Annotated in this window: 15 protein-coding genes and 3 pseudogenes; 9 read left to right on the top strand and 9 right to left on the bottom strand. The window is 69.0% G+C overall.

Features of this window, described 5'->3' with window-relative positions; translation table 11 throughout:
* Positions 1-25: 25 nt before the first annotated feature.
* Together ACZ4O3_RS40730 and ACZ4O3_RS40725 are read right to left on the bottom strand one after the other, a co-directional pair.
* Complete coding sequence (locus tag ACZ4O3_RS40730) at positions 26-283, bottom strand: hypothetical protein (RefSeq protein ID WP_467727385.1); 258 nt, start codon at positions 281-283, stop codon at positions 26-28.
* Between the two features lie 436 nt (positions 284-719).
* Positions 720-1,757 (bottom strand): LacI family DNA-binding transcriptional regulator, encoded by a 1,038-nt coding sequence (locus tag ACZ4O3_RS40725; RefSeq protein WP_467727348.1) that lies wholly within the window; start codon positions 1,755-1,757, stop codon positions 720-722.
* Between the two features lie 663 nt (positions 1,758-2,420).
* Here ACZ4O3_RS40725 and ACZ4O3_RS40720 point away from each other — a divergent pair.
* The 4 genes from ACZ4O3_RS40720 (at position 2,421) to ACZ4O3_RS40705 (ending at position 8,025) form a co-directional block, all read left to right on the top strand.
* Positions 2,421-3,731 (top strand): extracellular solute-binding protein, encoded by a 1,311-nt coding sequence (locus ACZ4O3_RS40720; RefSeq protein ID WP_467727346.1) that lies wholly within the window; start codon positions 2,421-2,423, stop codon positions 3,729-3,731.
* Positions 3,728-4,630: a carbohydrate ABC transporter permease gene (locus ACZ4O3_RS40715; RefSeq protein ID WP_467727344.1), complete on the top strand. Its 903-nt coding sequence runs from the start codon at positions 3,728-3,730 to the stop codon at positions 4,628-4,630. Before ACZ4O3_RS40720 ends, ACZ4O3_RS40715 begins: the two co-directional genes overlap by 4 nt.
* 1 nt (position 4,631) lies before the next feature.
* Complete coding sequence (locus tag ACZ4O3_RS40710; RefSeq protein WP_362719150.1) at positions 4,632-5,528, top strand: carbohydrate ABC transporter permease; 897 nt, start codon at positions 4,632-4,634, stop codon at positions 5,526-5,528.
* Between the two features lie 115 nt (positions 5,529-5,643).
* Positions 5,644-8,025 carry a beta-xylosidase/alpha-l-arabinosidase gene (locus ACZ4O3_RS40705; RefSeq protein ID WP_467727341.1) on the top strand — a complete coding sequence of 794 codons (2,382 nt, stop codon included), beginning with the start codon at positions 5,644-5,646 and terminating at the stop codon, positions 8,023-8,025.
* A gap of 176 nt (positions 8,026-8,201) precedes the next feature.
* On the opposite strand, the gene ACZ4O3_RS40700 is transcribed toward ACZ4O3_RS40705, so the two are convergent.
* Complete coding sequence (locus ACZ4O3_RS40700) at positions 8,202-9,389, bottom strand: fumarylacetoacetate hydrolase family protein (RefSeq protein WP_467727340.1); 1,188 nt, start codon at positions 9,387-9,389, stop codon at positions 8,202-8,204.
* A gap of 47 nt (positions 9,390-9,436) precedes the next feature.
* Positions 9,437-11,209 (bottom strand): IlvD/Edd family dehydratase, encoded by a 1,773-nt coding sequence (locus ACZ4O3_RS40695; RefSeq protein ID WP_467727338.1) that lies wholly within the window; start codon positions 11,207-11,209, stop codon positions 9,437-9,439.
* Positions 11,210-11,312: 103 nt separating this feature from the next.
* Between ACZ4O3_RS40695 and ACZ4O3_RS40690 the strand changes: the two genes are divergently transcribed.
* The gene (locus ACZ4O3_RS40690) at positions 11,313-12,068 is read left to right on the top strand and encodes a FadR/GntR family transcriptional regulator (protein WP_467727337.1); all 756 of its coding nucleotides are present in this window, start codon (positions 11,313-11,315) and stop codon (positions 12,066-12,068) included.
* A 288-nt stretch (positions 12,069-12,356) separates the two neighbouring features.
* Here the strand turns inward: ACZ4O3_RS40690 and ACZ4O3_RS40685 are convergent.
* From ACZ4O3_RS40685 to ACZ4O3_RS40675, 3 genes and pseudogenes are all read right to left on the bottom strand, one after another.
* Positions 12,357-14,588, bottom strand: a pseudogene (locus ACZ4O3_RS40685) (family 78 glycoside hydrolase catalytic domain); the annotation flags it as partial.
* Positions 14,589-15,167: 579 nt separating this feature from the next.
* Positions 15,168-15,569, bottom strand: a pseudogene (locus ACZ4O3_RS40680) (glycoside hydrolase family 78 protein); the annotation flags it as partial.
* Positions 15,570-16,179: 610 nt separating this feature from the next.
* Positions 16,180-18,018, bottom strand: coding sequence for a helix-turn-helix domain-containing protein (locus ACZ4O3_RS40675; protein WP_467727335.1), 1,839 nt, complete (start codon positions 18,016-18,018; stop codon positions 16,180-16,182).
* A 170-nt stretch (positions 18,019-18,188) separates the two neighbouring features.
* Here ACZ4O3_RS40675 and ACZ4O3_RS40670 point away from each other — a divergent pair, with 170 nt between their 5' ends.
* From ACZ4O3_RS40670 to ACZ4O3_RS40655, 4 genes are all read left to right on the top strand, one after another.
* Entirely contained in the window at positions 18,189-19,574 is a 1,386-nt protein-coding gene (locus ACZ4O3_RS40670; RefSeq protein WP_362713874.1) for an MFS transporter, read from the top strand.
* A 140-nt stretch (positions 19,575-19,714) separates the two neighbouring features.
* A complete protein-coding gene (locus ACZ4O3_RS40665; RefSeq protein ID WP_467727333.1) occupies positions 19,715-21,196 on the top strand; it encodes an AMP-binding protein in 1,482 nt (493 codons plus the stop codon).
* 404 nt (positions 21,197-21,600) lie between these two features.
* Complete coding sequence (locus ACZ4O3_RS40660; RefSeq protein WP_362713891.1) at positions 21,601-21,735, top strand: aromatic-ring hydroxylase C-terminal domain-containing protein; 135 nt, start codon at positions 21,601-21,603, stop codon at positions 21,733-21,735.
* Positions 21,736-21,855: 120 nt separating this feature from the next.
* Entirely contained in the window at positions 21,856-22,983 is a 1,128-nt protein-coding gene (locus tag ACZ4O3_RS40655; RefSeq protein WP_467727331.1) for an epoxide hydrolase family protein, read from the top strand.
* A 90-nt stretch (positions 22,984-23,073) separates the two neighbouring features.
* Here ACZ4O3_RS40655 and ACZ4O3_RS40650 read toward each other — a convergent pair whose 3' ends face one another.
* Together ACZ4O3_RS40650 and ACZ4O3_RS40645 are read right to left on the bottom strand one after the other, a co-directional pair.
* Positions 23,074-23,250, bottom strand: coding sequence for a hypothetical protein (locus ACZ4O3_RS40650; RefSeq protein WP_467727330.1), 177 nt, complete (start codon positions 23,248-23,250; stop codon positions 23,074-23,076).
* 194 nt (positions 23,251-23,444) lie between these two features.
* Positions 23,445-23,642, bottom strand: a pseudogene (locus ACZ4O3_RS40645) (transposase); the annotation flags it as partial.
* Between the last annotated feature and the right edge of the window lie 146 nt (positions 23,643-23,788).

Here is a 23,788-nt window from a genome sequence, read left to right as displayed (position 1 = left end):
GCAGGCCCAGGGCGGCAACTGCCCTTCAGGAAGCCTTCAGCCCGGCCTGCTCCGGGGCGATCGCCACGACGATCGGGCTGACGACGCGGCCCCTGGACAACTCCCCCACCAGCGTCGCCGCTTCCGGGTACTCGCACGCCGCTTGCATCAAGGGCGGAGCGGTGTCGGGCCGGCCGTCCTGCTTCCAGGTCTTGGGGAACACGCCGGCCAGGCGCTCGCGATGTGGCGGGCCCCGGGCGAGCACCCCGCGGACGACCGTGTCGGGGGCGAAGGGCCGATCCACGGCTGCGACCAGTACGGCCGCCGAGAAAGCCAGAAGCGGACGTCGAACGAGTACTCGGTCCCCACGTCATGCCTGAAGACTCGACCTGCCGACGACCCGCTGCTCCTGCTCGTCGCCACAACCACCTGACAACCGGACGCCGCCAGCGCTCCAATGGGACGGCGTGGAGCTCGATGCCGAGCCGCGTGCATGTCGGCAACTCCCCCGAAGCGATGGGAAGTGCCGGCTTCTACCGGCTTCCGGCCTCGGTCGCCCTCCCTCGGCGGATCGCCCGGGGCTCCACGGCCCCACCCGGACAGGGGCACCCAGAACCCCGCCCCGCCCCCCTCATCGGCATCGCGGCACCGCACCGCCGATCGTCCACTTCACCTTCATCAGCGCCACCGACTTCCTGTGCGCGGCCCCGAACGCCGTGCGGGCTCCGTCCGGACACCTCTCACCCGCGATCACCCGAGGCCGGGGTGCCTGCGCGAGGCGGCGCGGTCGAGGTGCGAACCACGAGTTCGGTGGCGAGTTCGATGTGATGGGACTCGACTTTCTCGCCGTTGGCCAACCGTAGGGCGGTGCGCAGGGCGGCACCGCCCATCTCGCGCAGAGGCTGGCGCACCGTGGTGAGTGGCGGTGAAGCCATCTGGGCCAGGCTCGTGTCGTCGAAGCCGACCACGCTCAGGTCCTCGGGAACACGCAGACCTCGGGTGCGAGCGGTCTCGACGGCCCCGAGAGCGATCTCGTCGTTGGCCGCGAAGATCGCCGTCGGCGGCTCACGCAGATCCAGCAGCGCCTTGGCACCGAGCAACCCGCTCTCGTACGTGAATTCGCCCGGCCGCAGGTAGACGTCGGGTACCTGCTCTCCACTCGCCTCCATCGCGGCGCGGTAGCCGTGCATCCGAGCCTGGTTGCACACGGCCAGGGCCGGTCCGCCGAGATACGCGACGCGGCGGTGACCCAGTGAGAGCAGGTGCTGCGTCGCTGCCAGACCTCCGGCGAAGTTCGTCGCCCCCACACTGTTGACCCGGCCGTCCGGCAGGTGCAACGGGTCCAGCACGACCAGCGGCAGCCCCGACCGGGCCAACTCGTTCAGGTGCGCCGCGGTGTACACGCTGGTTATCGCGATGACCGCCCTCCGTCCGGCCGAGACCAGGTCCCTGGCCCAGTGGGGGGCATGGGACGCCCTGCTGATCACCACCGAGGCTCCCAGCTCGGCGGCGGAATCGATGATTCCTTCCAGCGTCTCGGCCACGTACGACTTGAGTGCACCCTTGAACTGCACCTCGATGGTGGGACTCTCGACGGCCTCGATGTGGCGCAGCACGGGTGCGAGATACTCGTGCTGCTGGAGTAGTTCCTGCACCCTGGTGCGTGTATGCGGCGCCACGTCACCGCGACCGTTGAGTACTTTGGACACGGTCGCGACGGAGACCCCGGCTGCCTGGGCGATGTCCGCCAACGTGGTCCGCCTGGCGTTCGGTCGCATCGGTTCCTCTCACCTGTAATCCACCCGTGGGACGGGCCGCCGGTCGGGCCGGCGACACGGGTGGAACCGGTCAACAGTACGGCAATCCCGGCCCTGAGCTGGACCGGGCGGCCCGGTCTCCGTCCAGTAGGGCGACCCGACCGACGGGCGGCGGAGGCCGCCGCCCGCTCCGTGACGGTGGGTATTCGGGGGCCACGACGAAGCCCGTGGTCGGCCTCGCGCGGGGGCGCTCCCCGGATCCCGACGAACGCATGCTCCGCGGGGGTCAGCCGCGGCCCGTCCGCTGTCCGGTGGACGATCGCGGACCCGGCCGCTGTGGGGTGCCGCAGCGCCTCGGCAAGGGGACCTCCTCCTCGTCCTGCACCCGAGGCATCGGCCCCAGTCGGCACGCAGCGACCTGCACCAACGGTGCGGCAGCCGGCGACCCTCCCGCGCACCGACCACGCATCTTCGAAACTGTTTCGGTCCGGCTCCGGATGCTCTTCACGCTACGCCGAGCCAACATCATCCAGCTCAAGAGCACCTGACAACAGCCCTACACACATCTTGACAGCGCGTCAGCTCGAAACCTAATTTTCACAACCAGAGCTCTGCGCAAGGGATTTCGAAACATTTTCACCATGACTCACGAGAAGCCGACGGCTCTCGAGTGCGGAGAAAAACATGGCGCTCTCCCGACGCACCCTCCTTGGCCTGGCCACCGGCGTACCGGTCTCCGCGGCACTGGCGGCCTGCGGTTCTTCCGGCCCCAGCAAGGGCGGAGGTGTGGCCACGTACTGGTATCTGAACGGCCAGCCGCAGGAGGGCGTCAGAACCGGTGCGGTGAACGCGTTCAACGACTCCCACCCCAAGCAGCAGATCAAGGGCACCACCTACCAGAACGACGCGTACAAGACGAAGATCAAGACCGCCATCGGCGCCGGCCAGGCGCCCACCGTCATCTGGGGCTGGGGCGGCGGGACGCTGCGCACCTACGTCGAAGCGGGCCAGGTCGAGGACCTCACCTCGTGGTTCGAGGAGCACTCCGAGGTCAAGAAGCGGCTGTTCCCGTCCTCGTTCGGTGCCGCGACCGTCGACGGCAAGATCTACGCGATGCCGTGCGAGACCGTCCAGCCGATCATCCTCTACTACAACAGGAAGGCTTTCGATCAGATCCACGCGCAACCGCCGCAGTCCTGGGACGACATCATGGCGCTGGTGCCCAAGTTCAACGCGAAGGGGATAGCGCCGTTCTCCCTGGGCGGCCAGTCCCGGTGGACCAACATGATGTGGCTGGAATTCCTGTTCGACCGCATCGGCGGTCCCGAGGTGTTCCAGGCCATCATCGAAGGCGAGAAGAACGCCTGGTCCAACCCCGACGCCATCAACGCGCTGACCAAGGTCCAGGACCTCGTCAGGGCCCACGGGTTCGTCAAGGGCTTCTCCTCCATCACCGCGGACTCCAACGCGGACCAGGCGCTGCTCTACACCGGCCGGGCGGCGATGATGCTGCACGGCGCCTGGTCCTACGGCATCCAGAAGGCGGACGGCGGGGACTTCGTCTCCAGCGGCGCGCTGGGCTACATGACCTTCCCGCCTGTGGACGGCGGCAAGGGCGACCCGAGCGACACCGTCGGCAACCCCGCGCAGTACCTGTCCATCTCCTCGAAGGCAGGCGCCGAGCAGAAGAAGATCGCGAAAGACTTCTTCGCCACAGGTGTCCTCCAGGACGCCGAGGTGAAGAAGTGGATCGACAACGGGTCCGTTCCGATCCGGCTGGGCACGGAGAAGCTGCTGGCCGCCTCGAAGAGTGCCGACTTCCTGCAGTTCACTTATGACATCGCCAGCAAGGCCAAGGTGTTCGGCCAGTCCTGGGACCAGGCCCTCCCCCCGACGGCCGCCGAGACCCTGCTGGACAACATCGTCAAGCTGTTCCAGCTGTCCGTATCGCCACAGCAGTTCGCTCGCAACCTCAACGAGGTCACCGGCAAATGAGTTCACTCCACGGCCATCCGCCACGTCCTGGATCCCCCGGCATCCTGCCCTGGCTGGCCATGCCGGCGCTGGTGGTGTTCGTCGCCTTCGCCGTGATTCCGCTGGCCGGTGTCTTCGCGCTGAGCTTCACCACATGGGACGGGATCGGCGCGATCAACCCCTCGGGCCTCGCCAGCTGGCGTGCGGTGCTCACCGATCCGCGGCTCCCCCACGCGCTCTGGGTGACCTTTCTGGTCATGGCGGTGTCGTGGGCCGTTCAGACGCCGGTGAGCATTCTGCTGGGCGTGTTCCTGGCCGGCCGTCAACGCTATCGCGCGGTCCTGGGCGTGGTGTACTTCGTTCCCCTGATGCTCAGTTCCGCGGCGATCGCGATCGCGTACAAGGCGCTCCTGGACCCCAACTTCGGGCTCGGGGCGGGGCTGAAGATCCAGGTGCTCAGCCAGGACTGGCTGGGGAGGCCGGGCCTCGCTTTCGGGATCGTCGTGTTCGTCGTCTCCTGGCAGTTCATCCCGTTCCATTCACTGATCTACCAGGGTGGCGTCCAACAGATCCCGAAGTCCCTGTACGAGGCGGCGCAGTTGGACGGAGCGGGACAGGTCCGGCAGTTCTTCAGCATCACGCTGCCGCAGCTCAGGTACACCATCGTCACCTCGTCCACGCTCATGGTGGTCGGGTCCCTGACCTTCTTCGACCTCATCTTCGTCCTGACCGAAGGCGGCCCCGGCGATGCCACCCGCGTGCTGGCACTGGACATGTACAAGCGAGGATTCCAGGCCAGCCTGATGGGACAGGCCAGCGCCATCGCGGTCATCCTCGTCCTGATCGGTCTGGCCCTCGCCCTGCTGCTGCGCCGGCTGGGGGGCCGGGATGCCGGAGCGAGCCAGCTCGAGGGAGCCTGAGGTGCCCACCACGCCGACCGAGCCGCGACGACCGCGGGAATCCGGCCCCCGCAAGCGGCAACGCCCCTTCCCGTACCCGGGCCGCCGACGCAACTGGGCCGGTGGCCTTGCCGGATGGCTCTGGTTCCTCGTCGTCGCCGTACCCCTGTACTGGACCCTCATCACCAGCCTCAAGGCGCAGAGCCACTACTACGCGAGCAACCCTCTGGTGCCCTCGGCCAACCCCACACTCGACAACTACCGGCTGGTCATCGAGTCCGACTTCCTTCGCTATTTCATCAACAGTGTCGTGGTCACGGTCGGCGCGGTCCTCCCGGCGGTCGTCTTCTCCTTCATGGCCGCCTACGCGGTCGTCCGCGGTTGGCGCATGCGGATCCTGCGGGCGATGAACGGGCTGTTCCTCATGGGTCTGGCCATCCCGCTTCAGGCAACGGTGATTCCGGTCTACCTGATCATCATCAGGCTCCACCTGTACGACAGCCTGCTGGCCCTGATCCTCCCGTCCATCGCCTTCGCCATCCCACTGTCCGTGCTGGTGCTCAGCAACTTCGTCCGGGACATCCCCAAAGAGCTCTTCGACTCCATGCGCGTCGACGGCGCCTCAGAATGGACCGCACTGTGGCGGTTGGCGGCACCCCTGACCCGGCCGGCGATCATCACGGTGACCATCTTCAACGCGCTGACCATATGGAACGGTTTCCTGCTGCCGCTGATCCTCACGCAGAGTCCTGACCGGCGGACCCTGCCGTTGGCGCTCTGGACCTTCCAGGGCCAGTACGGCGTGAACGTCCCTGCCGTCCTCGCCGCGGTCGTCCTCACCACCCTGCCCGTCCTGGTCCTGTACGCGTTCGCCCGCAGGCAACTGCTGAGCGGCCTGACCGCCGGCTTCGGCCGTTGACGACATCGTGCCGCCGGGCCGGCCCGCGATCAGGCTGGATCCCCAGCCCCAGTTCCGCCCGTCTACCCGTTCGCCCGTCGGGCCCGCTCAAGGGGCTGACAGACATGGGAGGAAAGTGAATTCCCACGTGGCTGCAGACAACTCCCCCTCCGTCTCGGTCTGGAACGACCCGACCGTCCCCGTCACCGCCAGAGTCGACGCCCTGATCGACGCGATGACCTTGCAGGAGAAGACCGCCCAACTGTACGGAGTGTGGGTGGGGGCCTCCGATCAGGGCGGTGAAGTAGCCCCCCATCAGCACGACATGGAGGAAGCCGTCGATCTCGACGCGCTCCTGCCCGATGGACTGGGCCAGCTGACCCGCCCCTTCGGCACAGGCCCCGTCGACCCTGCCCTGGGCGCGCTTTCCCTGGCTCGCACCCAAACCCGTGTCGCCGCCACCAACCGGTTCGGCATCCCCGCTCTCGCCCACGACGAGTGCCTGGCCGGCTTCGCCGCATGGGGAGCGACGGCCTATCCCGTTCCACTGTCCTGGGGCGCCACCTTCGACCCGGACACGGTGCGGCGCATGGCGGCCGCCATCGGCCGGGACATGCGCTCCGTGGGCGTCCACCAGGGACTCGCGCCCGTCCTGGACGTCGTGCGCGACGCCCGCTGGGGCCGCGTCGAGGAGACCATCGGCGAGGACCCCTACCTCGTGGGCACCATCGGGACCGCCTACGTACAGGGCCTCGAGTCCGCCGGGATCATCGCGACCCTCAAGCACTTCGTCGGCCACTCCGCTTCGCGTGCCGGGCGTAATCTCGCTCCCGCCTCCGTAGGACCCCGTGAACGCGCCGACGTGCTGCTGCCCCCCTTCGAGATGGCGATCCGTGAAGGCGGCGCCCGGTCAGTGATGAACGCCTACACCGACACCGACGGCATGCCCGCCGGTGCGGACGAGGAACTGCTCACCGGACTGCTGCGCGACACGTGGGGCTTCGACGGAACTGTCGTCTCGGACTACTTCGCCGTCGCCTTCCTCAGAACTCTGCACGGCATCGCGGCCGACTGGGACGACGCCGCCGGAACGGCACTGCGCGCGGGCATCGACGTGGAACTCCCCAATGTCAAGGCATACGGCGTACCCCTCACCGAAGCCGTCGCCGACGGCCGTGTTCCGGAGGCACTGGTCGATCGCGCCCTGCGCCGAGTGCTCACTCAAAAGGCGATGCTCGGGCTGCTCGACCCCGACTGGAGCCCTTTCCCCGCCGCACTCGACGGAGCGGACCTGGTCGATCCGGCCGCACTCCGCGGCCGGATCGACCTGGACGGTCCGCAGAACCGCGCGCTGGCCCGCGCGGTCGCCGAGAAAGCGGTCGTGCTGCTGAGCAACGACGGCACCCTGCCTCTGGAGAGGCCCCGCCGTATCGCGCTGCTCGGCCCCAACAGCGACGAGCCCGTCGCCGTACTGGGCTGTTACTCATTTCCCCAGCACATCGGCATGCACCATCCTGCGACCCCCCTCGGTATCGAGTTGCCCACGCTGCGCGAAGCTCTCACCGAGGAGTTTCCCGACGCCGAGATCACAGTCGCCCGCGGAACCGGTGTGGACGACGGAGATCTCCTCGGTATCGGCGAGGCGGTCCGGGCGGCGCGCGAGGCCGATGTAGCCGTGCTGGTGCTCGGTGACCGCGCCGGGCTCTTCGGGCGCGGCACCAGCGGCGAAGGCTGTGACGCGGAGAGCCTGCGGCTGCCCGGTGCGCAGCAGCAGTTGCTCGACGCGCTGCTCGACCTTGAGACACCCGTGGTCACGGTGCTGCTCTGCGGACGACCGTACGCTCTGGGCCGCGCCGTCGAGGAGTCCGCAGCGATCGTGCAGTCCTTCTTCCCGGGGGAAGAGGGCACGCGCGCGATCGCCGGAGTGCTCAGCGGCCGCACCAATCCCTCCGGCCGTCTCCCGGTCAGCGTCCCGCGCGGGCCGGGCTCCCAGCCGGCCGGCTACCTCGGGGCCCGGCTGGCGCACGCCAACGAGGTGTCCAACATCGACCCGACCCCCGCGTTCGCCTTCGGCCACGGCCTGGCCTATACGCGGTTCGACTGGACAGATCTGATCGTGGACGTGCGGGAGACACCGACGGACGGCGAGTTCGCCTTCGCTTTCACCGTCCGCAACTCAGGTGGGCGAGCGGGCACCGAGGTCGTCCAGCTCTATCTCCACGACCCCGTCGCGTCCGTCGTCCAGCCGGTGCAACGCCTCGTCGGCTACGCACGGGTGGACCTCGAACCGGGCGCTGCACGGCGTCTGCATGTCACGGTCCCGGCAGACATCGCCTCCTTCACCGGACGCGACGGGCGACGGGTGGTCGAACCGGGTGAGCTGGAACTGCGGTTGGCCGCCTCCAGCACGGATCGACGCCTGACGGCCGCCGTCACGCTGACCGGGACCGTTCGTCACGTGGATCACACGAGGCGCCTGCACGCCACGATCCGCCAGGAGCCGGTCGGCCAGGCATGAAGCCGGGTGCGCAGCGCACACCGCGGCGGCGCTGCGCACGCGCGGCCGGGCCGTCCCCGTCCTGGCCTGGCCTAGCCTGGCCTGGCCTGGCACGACAGGGACGGGGAACCTCGGTGTCGGCGGCACCAAGGGACGGCCGCCGGGCCCCCGTGGCCAGGCGGCAACCCGACGTGCCGTCACAGCACGCCTCGCCGGGCGAGATTGCGCATCAGGGCTCCGACGCCGTATGTCCACGGCGCGGCCCGCTCGCTGGCGATGACGGTGTTGACCAGGGCGCCGAGTCTCGGGCTGGAGATCCGCACCAGGTCGCCGTACTCATGGGTGAAGCCCGCGCCCGGCGCCTGCCGGTCCTCGGTGGGAGCGAACAGCGTTCCGGTGAAGAGCACGAAGCCATCCGGATACTGGTGGTGCGGTCCGTGTGTGGCGGCCACCAGGTCCATTACGTCGCGGCTGATCTCCCGCATGGAACTCCTGCCGTGCAGCACGTATCCGTCCGTCCCCTCGACCCGCAGGTCGACGTCGAGACCACGTACGGCTTCCAGGTCGAAGCCGTCGTCGAGCAGGCGGACGAAGGGGCCGATCGCGCACGAGGCGTTGTTGTCCTTGGCGCGGGACAGCAGCAGGGCACTGCGTCCCTCCACGTCGCGGAGATTGACGTCGTTGCCGAGTGCCGCTCCCCGGATCCGGCCGCGTGAGTCCGCGACGAGGACGACCTCGGGCTCAGGGTTGTTCCACACCGAGGTGCCGAGAACCCCGATGTATGCGCCGGTTCCGACCGCGGACAGTACCGGGGCCTTGGTGAACACTTCCGGGTCCGGCCCGATCCCGACCTCCAGGTACTGCGACCACAGTCCTTCGGAGACCAGCACTTCCTTGGCCTTGTCCGCTTCCGGGGACCCGGGACGGACGCCTTCGAGCGTGCCGCCCACCACCTGACCGACGCGGGCCCGGATCATGGCGGCCAGAGCCGGATCGCCGCCCGTGCGTTCCTCGATGACGCGTTCCATCAGGCTCCGGGCGAAGGTGACGCCGGCGGCCTTGATCACCTGCAGATCGACCGGGGCGAGCAGGTGCGGAACGTCACGGCGGCCGACCGGTGCCCCGAGCAGGTCGTCCAGGCACCAGACGTCTCCGCCCTCGGCATCGCGGACGACCTCCGCCGCGTCGTCGCGTTCCATGAGGTCGGAGACGGTGGGCACGACGGCCGTCAGGTCGACGACCTGCTCGCCCCGGACCGCTGCCACGCACGGTCCGTCCCACTCGGGGTGATGGACGCGTGCGACGAGCGCGGCTCGGTCGGCGTCCTCCGGCAGGACGGTGCCGGCGGTCAGGACCGGCCGCGGATGGGCTGTTTCCGATTCCACGGTCAACGCTCCCCTGGGTTCGAGGTGTGAGGCGACTGGACCGGTGCTCAGTGGGAGTCGCGAGGGACCTCGTATCCGCGGTTGCCGCGCAGGAAACCGAAGTCCGCGCCCTCGTGGGCCTGTTCCACGTTCTGGGTGTAGAGCCAGGTGTAGCCGCTGGTGTACCGCTCGGCCGGCGCGCGCCACGCCAGCCGACGGCGCGTGAGCTCGGCGTCGTCCACGTCCAGGTGCAGGGTGCGGCTCGGGACGTCGAGAACGACGAAGTCCCCGTCGCGCACCAGGGCGAGTGGCCCGCCGACGGCGGCCTCGGGCGACACGTGCAGAACCACCGTCCCGTACCCGGTGCCGCTCATCCGTCCGTCGCAGACGCGCACCATGTCCTTGACGCCGGCCTTCAGCAGCTTCGCGGGCAGCGGGACGTTGGAGACCTCGGGCATGCCGGGGTAACCCCGGGGGCCCGCGTAGCGGATGACGATCACGGTGTTCTCGTCGATGTCGAGTTCGGGATCGTCGACCACCTCGTGGTATGCCTCCGGGGTGTCGAAGACGCGTGCGGGTCCACGATGGGTGAGCAGGTGCGGTGACGCGGCGGACTGCTTGATCACGGCACCGTCGGGGCACAGGTTCCCCCTGAGGACGGCGATACCGGTGCCGGCCGGCTGGAACGGGGCGTCGAGGCCGGTGATGACGTCGGAGTCTGCGCGATCGGCGCTCTCCGTGTTCTCGGCGTTCTCGGCGTTCTCGGCGTTCGCAGCGTTCTCAGCGACGGTGCGGCCGGTGACCGTGATCTGTTCGCCGTGCAGCAGTCCGCCGCGCAGCAGCTCGGCCATGACCACGGGCAGTCCGCCCGCGTAACAGAAGTCCTCCATGAGGTACTTGCCGCTGGGCATCAGGTTGACCAGGGTCGGCACCTCCCGGACGAGGTCGTCGAAGTCCTGCAGACCCAGTCCGACACCGACACGCCCGGCGATGGCGATGAGATGGATGACGGCGTTCGTGGAACCGCCGATGGCCGCGTTGACCCGGACGGCGTTCTCGAACGCCTCCCGGGTCAGAATCCGCGAGGGGCGCAGGCCCTCCTCCACCATGCGAACAATGCGCTGCCCCGCCGCCTGCGCGGTCTCCATCCGACGTGCGTCGACCGCCGGCCAGGCCGCGGACCCCGGCAGTTGCATGCCCAGCGCCTCGGCCAGACAAGCCATCGTCGACGCGGTCCCCATAGTCATGCAGTGCCCGTGGGAACGGGCCATGCACCCTTCCGCGAAGAAGCACTCCTCCGCGGTCATCCGGCCGGCTTTGAACTCCTCCTCGAACTTCCACACGTGGGTGCCGGATCCCACGTCCTGCCCGCGGTACTTGCCGTTGAGCATCGGGCCGCCGGTGACCATGACGGCGGGCAGGTCGACACTCGCGGCGCCCATGAGCATGGCGGGTGTCGTCTTGTCACAGCCTGACAGCAGCACCACGCCGTCAAGGGGGTTGGCCCGGATCAGTTCCTCGACCTCCATCGCCATGAGGTTGCGATAGAGCATGGCGGTGGGGCGCATCAGGGTCTCGCCCGTGGCCATGGTGGGGAACTGGAGAGGCAGCCCACCCGCCTGCCACACTCCCCTCTTGACTGCTTCCGCGACCTGGGTCAGATGGGTGTTGCACGGTGCGAGTTCCGAGGCGCTCGTCGCGACACCGATGACGGGACGCCCGTCGAACACCTCGTGGCCGAGTCCTTGGTTGCGCATCCAGGAGCGGTACACCATGCCGCTGCGACCCTGTGCGCCGAACCATGCCTGGCTCCGGCTGCCGGCTTCTCGACCCTCGGTCATACACGCACTCCCGTGGCTGTGACGTGGTCCGCTTCGGGTGGGGCCATGGGGGTGGGGACCCGCAGGCCGTACCCTGTCAGGCAATCATTAAATGATTCGATGAATGGCGTCCAGGGGGGAGGCGGACATCGTGGTGGACTTCCCGACCATGCACCAACGCGTGGTCGACCAACTCGGGCGACGGATCGTGGGCGGCGGATGGAAGCCCGGTGACACACTGCCGGTCGAGGACGCGCTGGCCGCCGAGGTCGGCGTCAGTCGAGGGGTCCTGCGCGAGGCGGTCAAGGCACTGGTGGCGAAGGGGATGCTGCATGTGCGCCCGCGTACGGGTACCCGCGTGCTGCCCCCGAAGCAGTGGAACCACCTGGACCGGGACGTGCTGCGCTGGAAACAGGCCGAAAACGCCACGGCTCTGCTGCGTGACACGGGTGAACTTCGCCGGGTCGTCGAACCCGAAGCGGCCCGGCTCGCTGCCGGCCGGGCCACTTCCGACGAGGTCCGAGCCCTGTACGACCATGTGGCGGCCATGGAGGCCGCGGCGGCGGAGCCCGGCGGCACGGGGTACGTCGAGGCCGATATCGCCTTTCACCAAGCCCTGCTCGACGCCAGCGGCAACCCTCTCCTCGGCTCACTGGGCCGGGCTGTCCACGTCGCGCTGGAACACAGCTTCCTGGTCAGCACCCGGACCCCCGGTGCGGTGGAAGCCTCGTTGCCAGGTCACCGGGCCGTCGTGCGAGCCGTCGAGACCCGGGACGGCGCGGCCGCGGCGGCCGCCGTACGGGCTCTCATCGAGGCAGCGGACAGGGACATCGCGCAGAGCCCGGTCAAGGGATCCGCTTCGAGCCGGCCCGACACCTGAACGACCCGGACACCATGGTGAACATCGGCCTGGACGGGCTGCCGGTGCCCCGGACCGGCCGCACCTGACCTACGAACGGTCCACGCCGACGGGGCCTGAAATCCGGGCCCGGGGAGACCACCAGCTGATGCTCCGCACTGGCGCCGCGGGTGGGTTCTGACACCGGTTGCCGATCGGTGATGACACCGGCCCCTGCCGGCCTGCGCTCTGGTGGCGGTGGCGTGGCGTGCGCCGGTTCCGTCAGAGAGGCGGGGCCCTCTGACGGAACCGGATGGGAGGGTGAGTGTCTCAGCTGTGGCCGGTCACGGTGAACTTCCAGTGGCCGGAGCCGACCCTGTAGACGGTCTCGTCATCGCCACTGTTCTGCGGTCGCGCACCGGAAGTGGCTCGGACCGTCACAAGGGGCTGTCCGAGGTGCGGGACATGGACGGTCGCGGTGCTGCCGACCGGGATGGTGACGTCAAGGGTGGTGCTGTCGCCGTCGCTTGTCCAGGAGCTGGCAACCCGGCCGCGGACGGTCTCGATGGATGCCGCCGCGTGGCGCAGGCCCGGCGGGATCTGCGGGTCGATGGCCACGGTGCTGTAGCCGGGGCCGGTCGGCTGGATGCCGCCCAGTTGCGTATAGAAGGAGGCGTTGATACCGGCGAACATGGCGTGGTCGTGGCTCTCCATGCTCGATGCGTAGGTCCACTCCTCCCACGAGGTCGTCGCCCCCTTCGTGATCTCGTAGCCGAAGCCGGGATAGGTGCGCTGGCCCAATACCGTCATCGCCACGTCGGTCCGGCCGATGACGGCGAGCGCGTCCATGAGGTAGCGGGTGCCGAAGATGCCCGTGTCGAGGTGACCGGCGTCCTTGGTGAGGATGGTGTTGACGAGCTGGGCACCGACCTTGTCGACGTTCTCCGCGGGGACCATGCCGAAGGCGAGCGGCAGCACGCTGGTCGTCTGGCGTCCGTCGCCGTAGGTGTCGCCGGCCGCGTTGAGGAACTCGGTGTTGAACGCCTGCTTGATGGCGTCGGCGAGGTGGGTGAAATGCGCGGCGTCGTCGCGGTGGCCCAGTGCCTCGGCCGCCTTGGCGACATCCACGGCCTGAAGGTACGACAGGGCGGTGTTCACCACCGAGACTTCGCTGGTGCAGTTGCCTGCGTTCGGGTTGCCGAGGCCGCCGTTCGCGTTGGAGCTGCGGTCGGGAGGGCACCAGTCGCCGAACCCTCTGCCGGCCGGCCAGATGTGTCCGGGCACGTCGGTGGCGTTGGTGTCGACGAACTTCTTCATCGCCGGGTACGCGGTCTCGAGTGTGGCGCGGTCGCCGTACTGCTCGTAGAGGGCCCAGGCCAGGGTGATCTGGTCGCCGCCCATGTCGGGCTGCTGGGCGTTGCCCCCGTCGTTGGGGAGCGGAGTGCCGGGCGGCATGTCCTGGAGGTAGTTGGCGTAGAAGCCGTCCATACCGAACTCCCGCACGGAGGCGTCGTGATACGCCTGTACGTCCATGCCCGGCGGGGTGCGTTCGTCACGGACCGGGTTGTCGGTGGGCAGGCTCATCGAGTTGTTCAGGATGGTCCACCTGTTGTTCTGCCAGATCCGGTCGAGCAGCGCATCGGACGAGGAGAACATGCCGGTCGACGCCACGTCGGCGTGCGCCACCCTGGCGTCGAGACTCTTCGTCGTCGGAGTGCCCGGGTAGCCGGTGACCTCGACATAGCGGAACCCGTGGTAAGTGAAGCGGGGTTCGTACGTCTCGGTGGTGCGAGTACCTGCCAGGGTGAAACGGTCGGTGGCCGCCGCCGCCCGGTTGGTGGTGGTGTCGAGCATGCCGTCGGCACCGACCTCCTCGGCCGTGCGCATCCGTACGGTGCTGCCCGCCACGCCCTTGACGTGCAGCCGCTCCCAGCCGGCGATGTTCTGACCGAAGTCGTAGACGTAGACGCCAGGCTTCGGCTCGGTGAGCCTCACCGGCGCGAGCGTGTCGGTGACCCGGATCGGCGGCAGGGTGGCGGCCGCCGGCGTGCCGGTCGGCGCTTGCACGGTCCGTACCGGCTGCCAGCGAGTTCCGTCGAAGCCGGGCTTGTCCCACCCGTCCTTCTCCAACTGTGCGTTGTAGGACTCGCCCGCGTAGATGCCGTTGCTGGTGATCGGGCCGGTGGACCAACTCCACTTGCTGTCGGTGGTAATGGTCTGCCGACGGCCGTCGGCGTAGCTGACCTCGAGCAGCATCACGGCCTGCTGAGGCCCGGACCAGCGGAAGCCGTAGGGGCTGAAGCGTTCGTCGTATCCGTTCCCGAGCCACAGCCCGACGGTGTTCGCGCCGCTCTTGAGGTCGTCGGTGACGTCGTATGTCGTGTAGAGGTCGCGCTTGTCGTAGGGAGTGGAGGCCGGGGCCAGCACCTGGTCGCCGACCTTGGCCCCATTGAGGTGCAACTCGTAAAAGCCCAGGCCGAACACATAGGCGCGGGCGGTCGCGACCTTCGTTCTGTCGAGGGAGAAGGCACGGCGCAGCATCGGCGCGTCGGGTTCCGCGTCGAGCAGTGTCGGGTCGCCCCTGGGTTCGAGCTGACCGCCGGTGACCGGGCTGTCGGGGAAGAGCGGGTCGGGTGAGGTACTGAAATCGTCGGAGAGGAGAGCGGCGCCGTCCGTGCCGTGAACCGCGATGTTGTCGTACAGGGCGTCCTCGGCAACACCGTTGGTCACTGAACTGCGAAAGCCCAGGGTGCCCGCGCTGAGCGTGGTGTCGGTACGGGAGTCGACCTGGGCGCCATCGATCGAGGTGGTGATGCCGCTGCCCTCGGCTCTGATGGTCAGGTGGTGCGGGGCGTTGACGTTCGCGGTGGTGATGACCGGACTGAGATCGACTTCGCCGAGGTTGGTGAACCGGCCGCCAGACTGGACGTGCGGACGCAGCAGCACCTTGCCGGCCGCCTGCGCGGCGTTGATCTGCCACATGTAGTAGTCCTGTGCGTCCTTCACCCGGAACAGGACACTCGCCGCACCGGTCTTGATGGTGAAGTCCGCGTCGAGGGTGAAGTCCGACCAGGAGTAACTGTTGCCGGTGTCCGGGCTGATCCACTGAGCGCCCTGCCAGTCCGCCGCGTTCAGCAGACCGGTCTCCCAGTGCGCGGTCGGGCTCCACTGGGAGGCCCTGCCGTGCGCGTCCCACACCCGCACAGTCCAGTAGTAGGCACGCGAGGAGGTCAACTCCGGTCCCCCGTAGGCCACTCCGACCGAGTCCGCGTCGGACACCCGGCCGCTGTCCCAGACGTCCGCGTCCTCGGTGGTCAGACGCTTCGGACTGCTCGCCACCAGGACGCGGTACGCGGTCTGCCGGTCTCCGCGCGCGGAGGAGTGCAACTGCCAGCCGAGGCTGGGCCGGGTGTCGTCGGTGCCGAGCGGGTTCACCGTGCCGTCCACGGTCAGTTGTCCAACGGTGATCCGGCCGGACGCGGCTACCGCGACTCCCGGACCGCCCGGCGACACCCCGAAGACCACCGCCCCCACCAGGGTCATGACCGTGAGCCATCGTGATGATTTCCAGCGCCAGCGACTGTGCACGGGCTTCCCTCCAAGTCGCGGCAGGACCATCACCGCGGAATGAAACGTTTCAATCGACTGGGACGTTGGCAATGTACGAGCGCATTCCGTCGGGGTCAATGGATCAGACGAGTCGGCTCTTCCTGTCGCAACGGTGTCTGCCATGGCGAGGGTTCCGGACAGTCGTCGTGTTCTCACGGCTGGGTGATCTCCGCGTGGCCGCCTCATGGGCCGGAGAAGGGACGGCTGGACGCCGTGTGTATCGGTTCAATCCGACGGTGTCGCGGTCGGGCAGGTGGCGCGGAGCGTGACGGGTGGATTGCGGGAATGCCCTGCGACTGTCCGGGGCCGGACACCACCGCACACCGGAACCCACGCCGCCCGGGACCTCATACGGTGCGTCCCGACCTCCGCTGCGCGCGGGCCCGTTCATACGGCGTGGTGTCGCAATGAGCGTGGTGGACGCCCTCGACGGCCGTGATCGGCATCGGATGGACGCTGCCGCGTCACGCTCGGCAGCGCGCGTGCCCGGCGGCGTGCCGGGTGCGCGGAACCCGTCCAGGACCGTGCGTCGGGGCGGCGCCGCTCACCTTCCCTCCGCCACCCGCCCGTCGGGCGCCCGCCTCAACTGATGCAGTTGCAGGGCGAGATGTACGCGCAGTCCCCAGTCACCGGCGCGCCAGTCCGCTCCCAGGACCGCCCCTATGCGGTCCAGCCGCTTCAGCAGGGTGTTCGTGTGGATGTGGAGGGCGTGGGCGGTTCGGCTGAGGTTGCCCGAGTGAGTGAAGAAGGCGGCGGCGGTGGCCACGAGGTCCGTGGAGCGGCGGCGGTCGTAGTCGAGGAGGGGACCGAGGGTGTCGGAGATGAAGTCCCGCAGTTCGTGGGCGCGTCGGGGGTCGAAGACAAGGGCGTACATGGCGTAGTGACGGGTGGTGGCGCCACGGTCGGTGTCACCGAGGGAGCGCATGACGTCGAGGCAGCGTTGGGCGAGGGTGAAGGAGCGCGAGCGGTCATGGCCCGTGACGCGGTCGAGGACCACGAGGGTCGGGGAGCCCAGACGGTGACGGAGCCGGTGGTGCAACGCCGCGGCCGCCGTCTCCGGGTCGTCGGTGTGCAGCAGCATCGTCCCCCGGCCCAGGTATTCGCCCGCGAGTCCGGACCACTCGGTGGAGGCGGCGTGCAGCTCGCGGACGACGTCGGCGGCGGGACGCCCGGCACAGTCGGCCGCCACGAGGACGTTCAGGCGGTCCACGTCGATGCCACGGGCGAGCGCGCGGTCACGCAGGGTCGGGTGGACGGGGTGGAGCGGGGGGCGGGACAGCAGTTCGGTGAGCAGTTCGCCCCGCACCCGCTCCTCCGCCTCGACGCGGGCCTCGCGCATGAGCACGAGCAGGCCGGTGATCTGCGCGGAGCGTTCCAGCATCCGGACATCCGCCGAGTCCGTGGCCGCCCGCCGCCACAGAGACAGAGAACCGAGATGGCTGCCGTCGGCCTGGATGGCCGCCACGCTGAGGACCGTACCGTCGTCGCCGCGGCCGTGGACACACCGGCCGGTTCGCCGTGCCTCCTCCAGCAGCTCCCGTTCCAGCGGCGGGTCGACGTCTGGCGTCGCGGAGCCGGGGCACCGGCTCGCGACGACCTTGTCGTCACGGTCCCGTATCGTGACCGCACCCTCCAGGTGGTCCACGAGCAGCTGTGCGATGTCACCGGGCCCGCCGCCCGTCAGCACCACGTGGGTCAGCGCCTCGTGCACCGCCGCGGCCAGTTCCATCGTGGCGACCTGGCCCTCGATGACACGGTAGGCGTCCCGCAGCCGCCGCAGTGCCACCCGGCTCTCCTCGTAGAGCCGGGCGTTGTTCAGGGCGATGGCGGCGTGGTCGGCGAAGGCACTGAGAAGGGCCACCTCGTCCTTCGGGAAGGGGCGCTCGGTGCGGTCGGCGGCAAAGAGGACACCGATCACCCGATCGCCGACCAGGAGCGGCACCCCGAGGAGCGCCACGAGCCCCTCGTCGCCGACGAGCCGGTCGAAGCACGAGTTGTGGTCGATGCCGTCGGCCGCGCGGTAGTCGCTGACCCAGTAGGGGGCCCTGGTCTCGATCACCCGTCCGCCCAGGCCGGCCCCCGGGGGCATCCGCGCGGACGAGAACTCCGGTGAGATGGTGCCCGCGGACGCCCTGAGCCTGAGGTTGCCGTCGGCGTCCAGGAGCGAGAGGTACGCGAAGTCGCTGCCGATCAGCTCGTGTGCCTCTCGGACGATCGACGGGAGCACCACGTCGACCTCCCCGAGCACGGCAAGCGAACGGGCCGTCGCGTAGAGGCTGGTCAGCTCGCGCTCGCGGCGCAGACGGTAAGCGGCCAGTTCGTGGTGTTCGGCGTTTCCACCCTGATCGCGAGCATCCTGCGCGTCGGAGTCGGTGCGTGGCATCGGTCCGGCCTCCACGAGAAGCGAGCAGGTGGAGGTTTCCTCCACCGCGTGAGCGCCAGGAGTGTATCTCCGTCCCATCCTGCAAAGCGCCTGCTCAGCTCTACTCTCGCCGCACGACACAGAGTTGTGACGCAGGTCGCAGCCCTACCGAGAACCGAGGGATGCCTCCCATGGCCTCTTCCGCGCAGGCCCCCATCCAGGGCAACAGCTCCGACCCCGCCACCGCCTCCGGACGCCGCACCGGCTGGCAACTGCTCGTAGCCGGACTGATCGGCAGTTCGATCGAGTGGTACGACTTCTTCCTGTACGGTACGGCGGCGGCTCTGGTCTTCCCGCACGTCTTCTTCCCGCACTCATCCGCCTTCATGGGCACTCTGCTGTCCTTCAGCACCTTCTGGGCGGGCTTCGTGGCCCGGCCGCTCGGCGGTCTCCTCGCCGGTCACTTCGGTGACAGGTACGGCCGCAAGCCCACGGTCGTCGTATGCCTGACAGGGATGGCCGTCGCGACGTTCCTCATCGGCTGTCTGCCGAGCGCCGCGAAGGTCGGCACGCTCGCCCCGGTTCTGCTGGTGCTGCTGCGCTTCGTGCAGGGTGCGGCCGCGGGCGGCCAGTGGGGCGGCATCGCGCTCCTTCTCACGGAGTCGGCCCACCCCAAACGCCGCGGGTTCGCCGGCACCTTCGGCCAGACGAGCGTCCCGGTGGCGGTCATCATCGTGAACCTGATCTTCACCACGACCAGCAGCGTCGTATCGAGCGACGCGTTCCTGAGCTGGGGCTGGCGCATCCCGTTCCTGCTCAGCGCGGTCATGTTCCCCGTCGTGCTGCACATCCAGCGCAAGGTCGAGGACACCCCGGACTTCCGCGAGCTGCAGGAGGCGGCGGCCAGGACCGCGCAGGCACGGGTGGTCCGGGCTCCCATCGCCGAAGCCGTTCGCCGCAACTGGCGTACGATTCTGCTCGGTTGCGGCACGCTGTCCGCCACGAACAGCCTCTTCTACGTGAGTATCACCGGCCTGCTCAGTTACGGCACCACGACGCTGCACATGGAGCGCAACTCACTGCTGACCGCCACCCTGCTCAGCTCGGCCCTCATGGCGGGCATACTCCCCTACGCGGGCCATCTGTCCGACCGCTTCGGCCGGCGCAGGCTCATCCTCGTCGGCGGGCTCGGCGTAGCGGCCTGGGCGTTCCCGTACTTCGCGCTGGTGGACACGGCGTCGGTCCCGCTGGTCTTCATCGCCGTCAGCGTCGGCTTCCTCTTCCAGGGGCTGACCTACGCCCCGATGGCCGCGTATCTCGGCGAGCTGTTCGCCCCCGACGTCCGCTATTCCGGTGCCTCCTTCGCGTACCAGCTGTCCGCCATCGCCGTCAGCGGCAGCACACCGGTCCTGATGACCACCGTGATCGCCAAGACCGGAACGACCACCCTGGTCGCGGTATACATCGCGCTCATGGGTCTGATCACCTTCGTCAGCGCGTGGTTCCTGCCCGAGACGAACCCGGCGGAGGTACGGGCCGATCCGGAGAAGCTTCCCGGGACCCAGCTGTACGCCTGAACGGTCGGCCGGAGACTGTCCGGACGCCCCGGAGAGGCTTGAATTCCCAGATGTTCCCTATGTTTCCTACGTCCCGTCCGCTCAGAACCGTACGGAACCCACCAGCGGCCCGGCATCGCGAACCACGAGGAGAGATCGCCATGTTCACCCCCCGACCGGGGTTCCCCCTCGGTGACATCCCCAAGGCGTACGCGGCTGAGCGTCCCGAGACCGTCGCGGTCCGCTCCGGGGAGGATCAGCTGACGTGGGCGGAGCTGTTCCGGGCGAGCGGCGAGATCGCGCGGGGGCTGGCGCAGTCGGGCGTGACGAACGGACGCATCGTTCCGCTCGCACTGCCGAACGGCGTGGACGTCGTGGCCGCGGCCTTCGCCTGCCTGAGACTCGGTGCCGTGCCGCAGCCGCTGTCGACGCGGCTTGCGCCGCCCGAGGAGGAGGCGATCCTCACGCTGTCCGATCCGGCGGTGGTCGTCGGCCTCGATCCGGCCACACCGGCGGGGAACGGCCGGTTCAGGGCGACCACGGTCGCGGAACTTCGCCGTCAGGGCGCCGGGGGTGGCGACCTCGTGACAGAAGTGGGTCCCTCGTGGAAGGCGCCCACGTCGGGCGGATCGACCGGCAGGCCGAAGATCATCCTCTCGGGGGCCGAGGGGGCCTTCAACCCCTTCGACATGGAGGCGTGGGGTCTCAGGCCGGGCGAACAGTCCCTTGTCACCGCGCCGGTGCACCACAACGCGCCCTTCTCCACGGCCATGACGACGCTGTTCAACGGCGGCACCGTCACCCTTCTGCAGCGTTTCGACGCCGAGCGGGTGCTGGCAGAGGTCGAGGAGCACGGGATCACCTGGGTGTATCTGGTGCCGACGATGATGCGACGCATCCTGGCCCTGCCCGAGAAGACCCGCGACCGCTACGACCTCTCCTCGCTGGTCTCGGTGTGGCACTGCGCCGAACCGTGCCCGCCGGCGACCAAGCAGGCGTGGATCGACTGGCTCGGACCGGACCGGATCTGGGAGCTGTACGCCGGGACCGAGGCCCAGGCCGGCTGCACCATCTCCGGTACCGAGTGGCTGGCCCACCGGGGTTCGGTGGGCCGTCCCACCTGGGGCGAGATCAAGATCATGGGCCTCGACGGCGCGCCGGTGAACGAGCCAGGAGTAGCCGGTGAGATCTTCATGCGCGTCACGGAGGGCAAGCCGCCCGCCTTCCGCTACATCGGCGCCGAGACGGAGGAACGGGACGGCTGGTCGACCCTCGGCGACATCGGCGAGTTCGACGCGGACGGCTATCTCTACCTGCACGATCGCCGCTCGGACATGCTCCTGGTCGGCGGGGTCAACGTCTATCCCGCCGAGATCGAGGCCGCGCTCACCGAGCACCCGCACGTCCTGTCCGGCGCGGTCATCGGCCTGCCGGACCCGGACCGCGGCAACCGCGTCCACGCCATCGTCCAGATCGAGGAAGGCCGTCCGACGACGACCGAGGAGATCGACGCGTTCCTGGCCACCCGCCTGTCACCCCACAAACGGCCTCGGTCCATCGAACTGGTCACGACTCCCCTGCGTAACGCGGCGGGCAAACTGCGGCGCTCCGCGCTCCGCGCCGAGCGCCTGTCGTCGACGTGATGACCGGCTACGACGCCACTACCCCGACGCTCACCCGCTCCTTCCGATCCGGCCCCCTCATCGCAGAGGAAGCCAACTGGTGGCTCAGCCTCGCCGACGCCCCCATCCGCCTGACGGCAGCCAGGATCTCTCCACCGAGGCGGGCCGATCACCGCGGAACCGCGCAGTTCATTGCGATTACCGTGGGTGACGGGTGTGTCAATTCAACGGCTCTGTCTCCCATTCGGTGGTGACGGAGCGTACCGCTATCCGAGGAGGATGCAGTGCCGAAGCAGGGTGAAACCTGCTCGTCCGTGCATTTGGCGTGCGCTCCGTTTGGTCTTCAGGTGCCGTCGGTGTAGTCGTAGTCGTAGATCCGTTTCGCGGTGGCTTTCGTGCCGACAGTGGGTGAACCGTAGTCGCGACTGGGGTGCGGTGCCCTCGTCGTCCGCCCCGACGTCGTCGCCTGGGCCGATGGCCTCGATCCCGACCGCGGCGCGCTCTCCCGCGCTGCTGCCCGCTGGTTCGGCAGCGCCACCGCCTGGTCACCACCTGGGTGACCGATCGTCTCGGGGTACCCCATACGCCCTCCGGGGCAGACGCCTCTCAGAGTGCGTTCTGGGCATCACCGGGATGCGGACTTGAGACACGCTTCAGACGAACGAGAGGATCGACCGAGTATGACCAGCACGGAACAGGCCGCTGCCCCCGCCGTGGAGCAGTCGGTGCTCGACGACCTGCGCCTGCGCCTGCGCGGCTACCGCCGGGTCGCCGTCCCCACCGGGTTCGGCTGGGCGCGCGGTGTCGACGGCGACTATCTCGCGGACCTCATCTCCTACTGGGCCCACTCCTACGACTGGCGCGAGCACGAAGTTCGGCTCCGCGCCCTGCCCTGGGTCCTCGCCGGTCGGGGCGACGCACCGGTGCGGGCGATGCATCTGCGGGCGGCGCACACCGACGCGGTCCCGGTGGTGCTCCTGCACGGATGGCCCGACTCCGTCCTGCGGTTCGAGAGGGTCTGGCCCCTGCTGTCCGACCTCCACGTGGTCGTCCCGGCCCTGCCCGGCTTCCCGTTCGCCGCCCCGGTCGCCCGCCGCGGCATGTCGTCCGGGGACATGGCCGAAGCGGTTGCGAACGCGATGGCCGAGATCGGCTACGAGCGCTATGTCGTGTCCGCCGGTGATGTGGGCTGCGACGTCGCCGAGGCGCTGGCCGCCGCTCACCCCGACCGCGTCGCCGCCCTGCACCTGACGGACGTGTCGCAGTACCGCTTCCTGGTGGACCCGCCGACGGACCTGTCAGACGCGGAGCGGGCGTACGTCCGGCACGGTCGTCACTGGCAAGCCACGGAGGGCGGTTACATGCACGAACAGGCCACCAAACCGCACACGTTGTCGGTGGCACTCGGTGACTCGCCCGCGGGCCTGGCCGCCTGGATCCTGGAGAAGATGCGGGCCTGGACCGACTGCGGCGGAGATGTGGAAAGGGTGTTCACCCGGGACCAGTTGCTCACGTGGATCACCGCGTACTGGGTCAGTGGCGCCATCGGCACCTCCTTCACCCCCTACGCCGAGAGCGGGTCGAAACCGGCCGGGGCCGGACGCATCGACGTCCCCACGGCTTTCACGATCTTCCCCAAGGACCTCGTCAACGCGCCCCGCGAGTTCGCGGCACGCTTCTTCGACGTCCGTTCCTGGACGGAGGAGTTCGCCGGCGGTCACTTCGCGGCCTGGGAGCGCCCGGCGGAGTACGCCGCCGGCGTCCGCACGGCAGTGGACCTGGCGAGGCGGGGGTCTGCGTCCCCGTGATCCTGTTCGATCGTGTTCTTCAGACGGCGGTAAGCGACGTGCTGTCCGTTTCGTGCTTGCGGCTGGGCTGGCGGTGGCCTCTCCGGGTGGCTATGGCCGTGGCTGGGTGAACAACCCCTGCTCGGGCTCGGTCAGGATCCCGGGTTCGACCAGCCGCTTCAGCTTCAGCCGTACGTTGTTGACGTTGCTGGGCGCGATCTCCAGAACCATCGCCTCGCAGACCGTCCGTGCTCGCAGCGGGGCGTCGGCCACGGCGAACACCGCCATGATCTGCCGGTAGGCCGGATGGTCCGGCAGCTTCGCGGCCGGCGGCGCCGGCGGGGACGGATCAGGCAGGCAGGGTCACGTCCGCTGGAGTGGTGTATCGACGGCCACTCGGTGATCTCGTCTTTGAGGTTATGCGGTGAGTTCGGTGGGCAGGGCGGTCTCGTCGGTTTCTGACTCGACCGGGTGGAGACGGCCTTGGCGAGGAGTTCGAGTCCCATGTAGCGGCGGGCCTCGGTCCACTCGTCGTTCTGCTCCGCCAGGACCGCGCCGACCAGGCGGATCAGCGCGGTGCGGTCGGGGAAGACGCCGACCACGTCGGTGCGGCGGCGGATCTCCTTGTTCAGCCTCTCCTGCGGATTGTTCGACCAGATCTGCCGCCAGAGGCTGGAGGGCCCTCTCTGACTGACAGCTCGACGACGAGGGCCGGCCGCCCGCCCCCTGACCGTCTCGCGGTGGCTTCGGCCGCCGCCCACCCCACACCTTCCGCAGGCATCCCTTGGAATTGATCATCTAGTGTCCTGCGCCTGAAGTTCGTTGA

This window comes from Streptomyces sp. NPDC026515 (assembly GCF_055567595.1).
This window is presented reverse-complemented; position numbering and strand designations above follow the sequence as displayed.

What these genes read in the sequence shown, in the direction of transcription:
- ACZ4O3_RS40695 (WP_467727338.1), bottom strand. Translation starts at nt 11,209, where the DNA reads ATGACCGAGGGTCGAGAAGCCGGCAGCCGGAGCCAGGCATGGTTCGGC.
- ACZ4O3_RS40675 (WP_467727335.1), bottom strand. Translation starts at nt 18,018, where the DNA reads ATGCCACGCACCGACTCCGACGCGCAGGATGCTCGCGATCAGGGTGGA.
- ACZ4O3_RS40715 (WP_467727344.1), top strand. Translation starts at nt 3,728, where the DNA reads ATGAGTTCACTCCACGGCCATCCGCCACGTCCTGGATCCCCCGGCATC.
- ACZ4O3_RS40670 (WP_362713874.1), top strand. Translation starts at nt 18,189, where the DNA reads ATGGCCTCTTCCGCGCAGGCCCCCATCCAGGGCAACAGCTCCGACCCC.
- ACZ4O3_RS40655 (WP_467727331.1), top strand. Translation starts at nt 21,856, where the DNA reads ATGACCAGCACGGAACAGGCCGCTGCCCCCGCCGTGGAGCAGTCGGTG.
- ACZ4O3_RS40720 (WP_467727346.1), top strand. Translation starts at nt 2,421, where the DNA reads ATGGCGCTCTCCCGACGCACCCTCCTTGGCCTGGCCACCGGCGTACCG.
- ACZ4O3_RS40690 (WP_467727337.1), top strand. Translation starts at nt 11,313, where the DNA reads ATGGCGTCCAGGGGGGAGGCGGACATCGTGGTGGACTTCCCGACCATG.
- ACZ4O3_RS40665 (WP_467727333.1), top strand. Translation starts at nt 19,715, where the DNA reads ATGTTCACCCCCCGACCGGGGTTCCCCCTCGGTGACATCCCCAAGGCG.
- ACZ4O3_RS40725 (WP_467727348.1), bottom strand. Translation starts at nt 1,757, where the DNA reads ATGCGACCGAACGCCAGGCGGACCACGTTGGCGGACATCGCCCAGGCA.
- ACZ4O3_RS40650 (WP_467727330.1), bottom strand. Translation starts at nt 23,250, where the DNA reads ATGGCGGTGTTCGCCGTGGCCGACGCCCCGCTGCGAGCACGGACGGTC.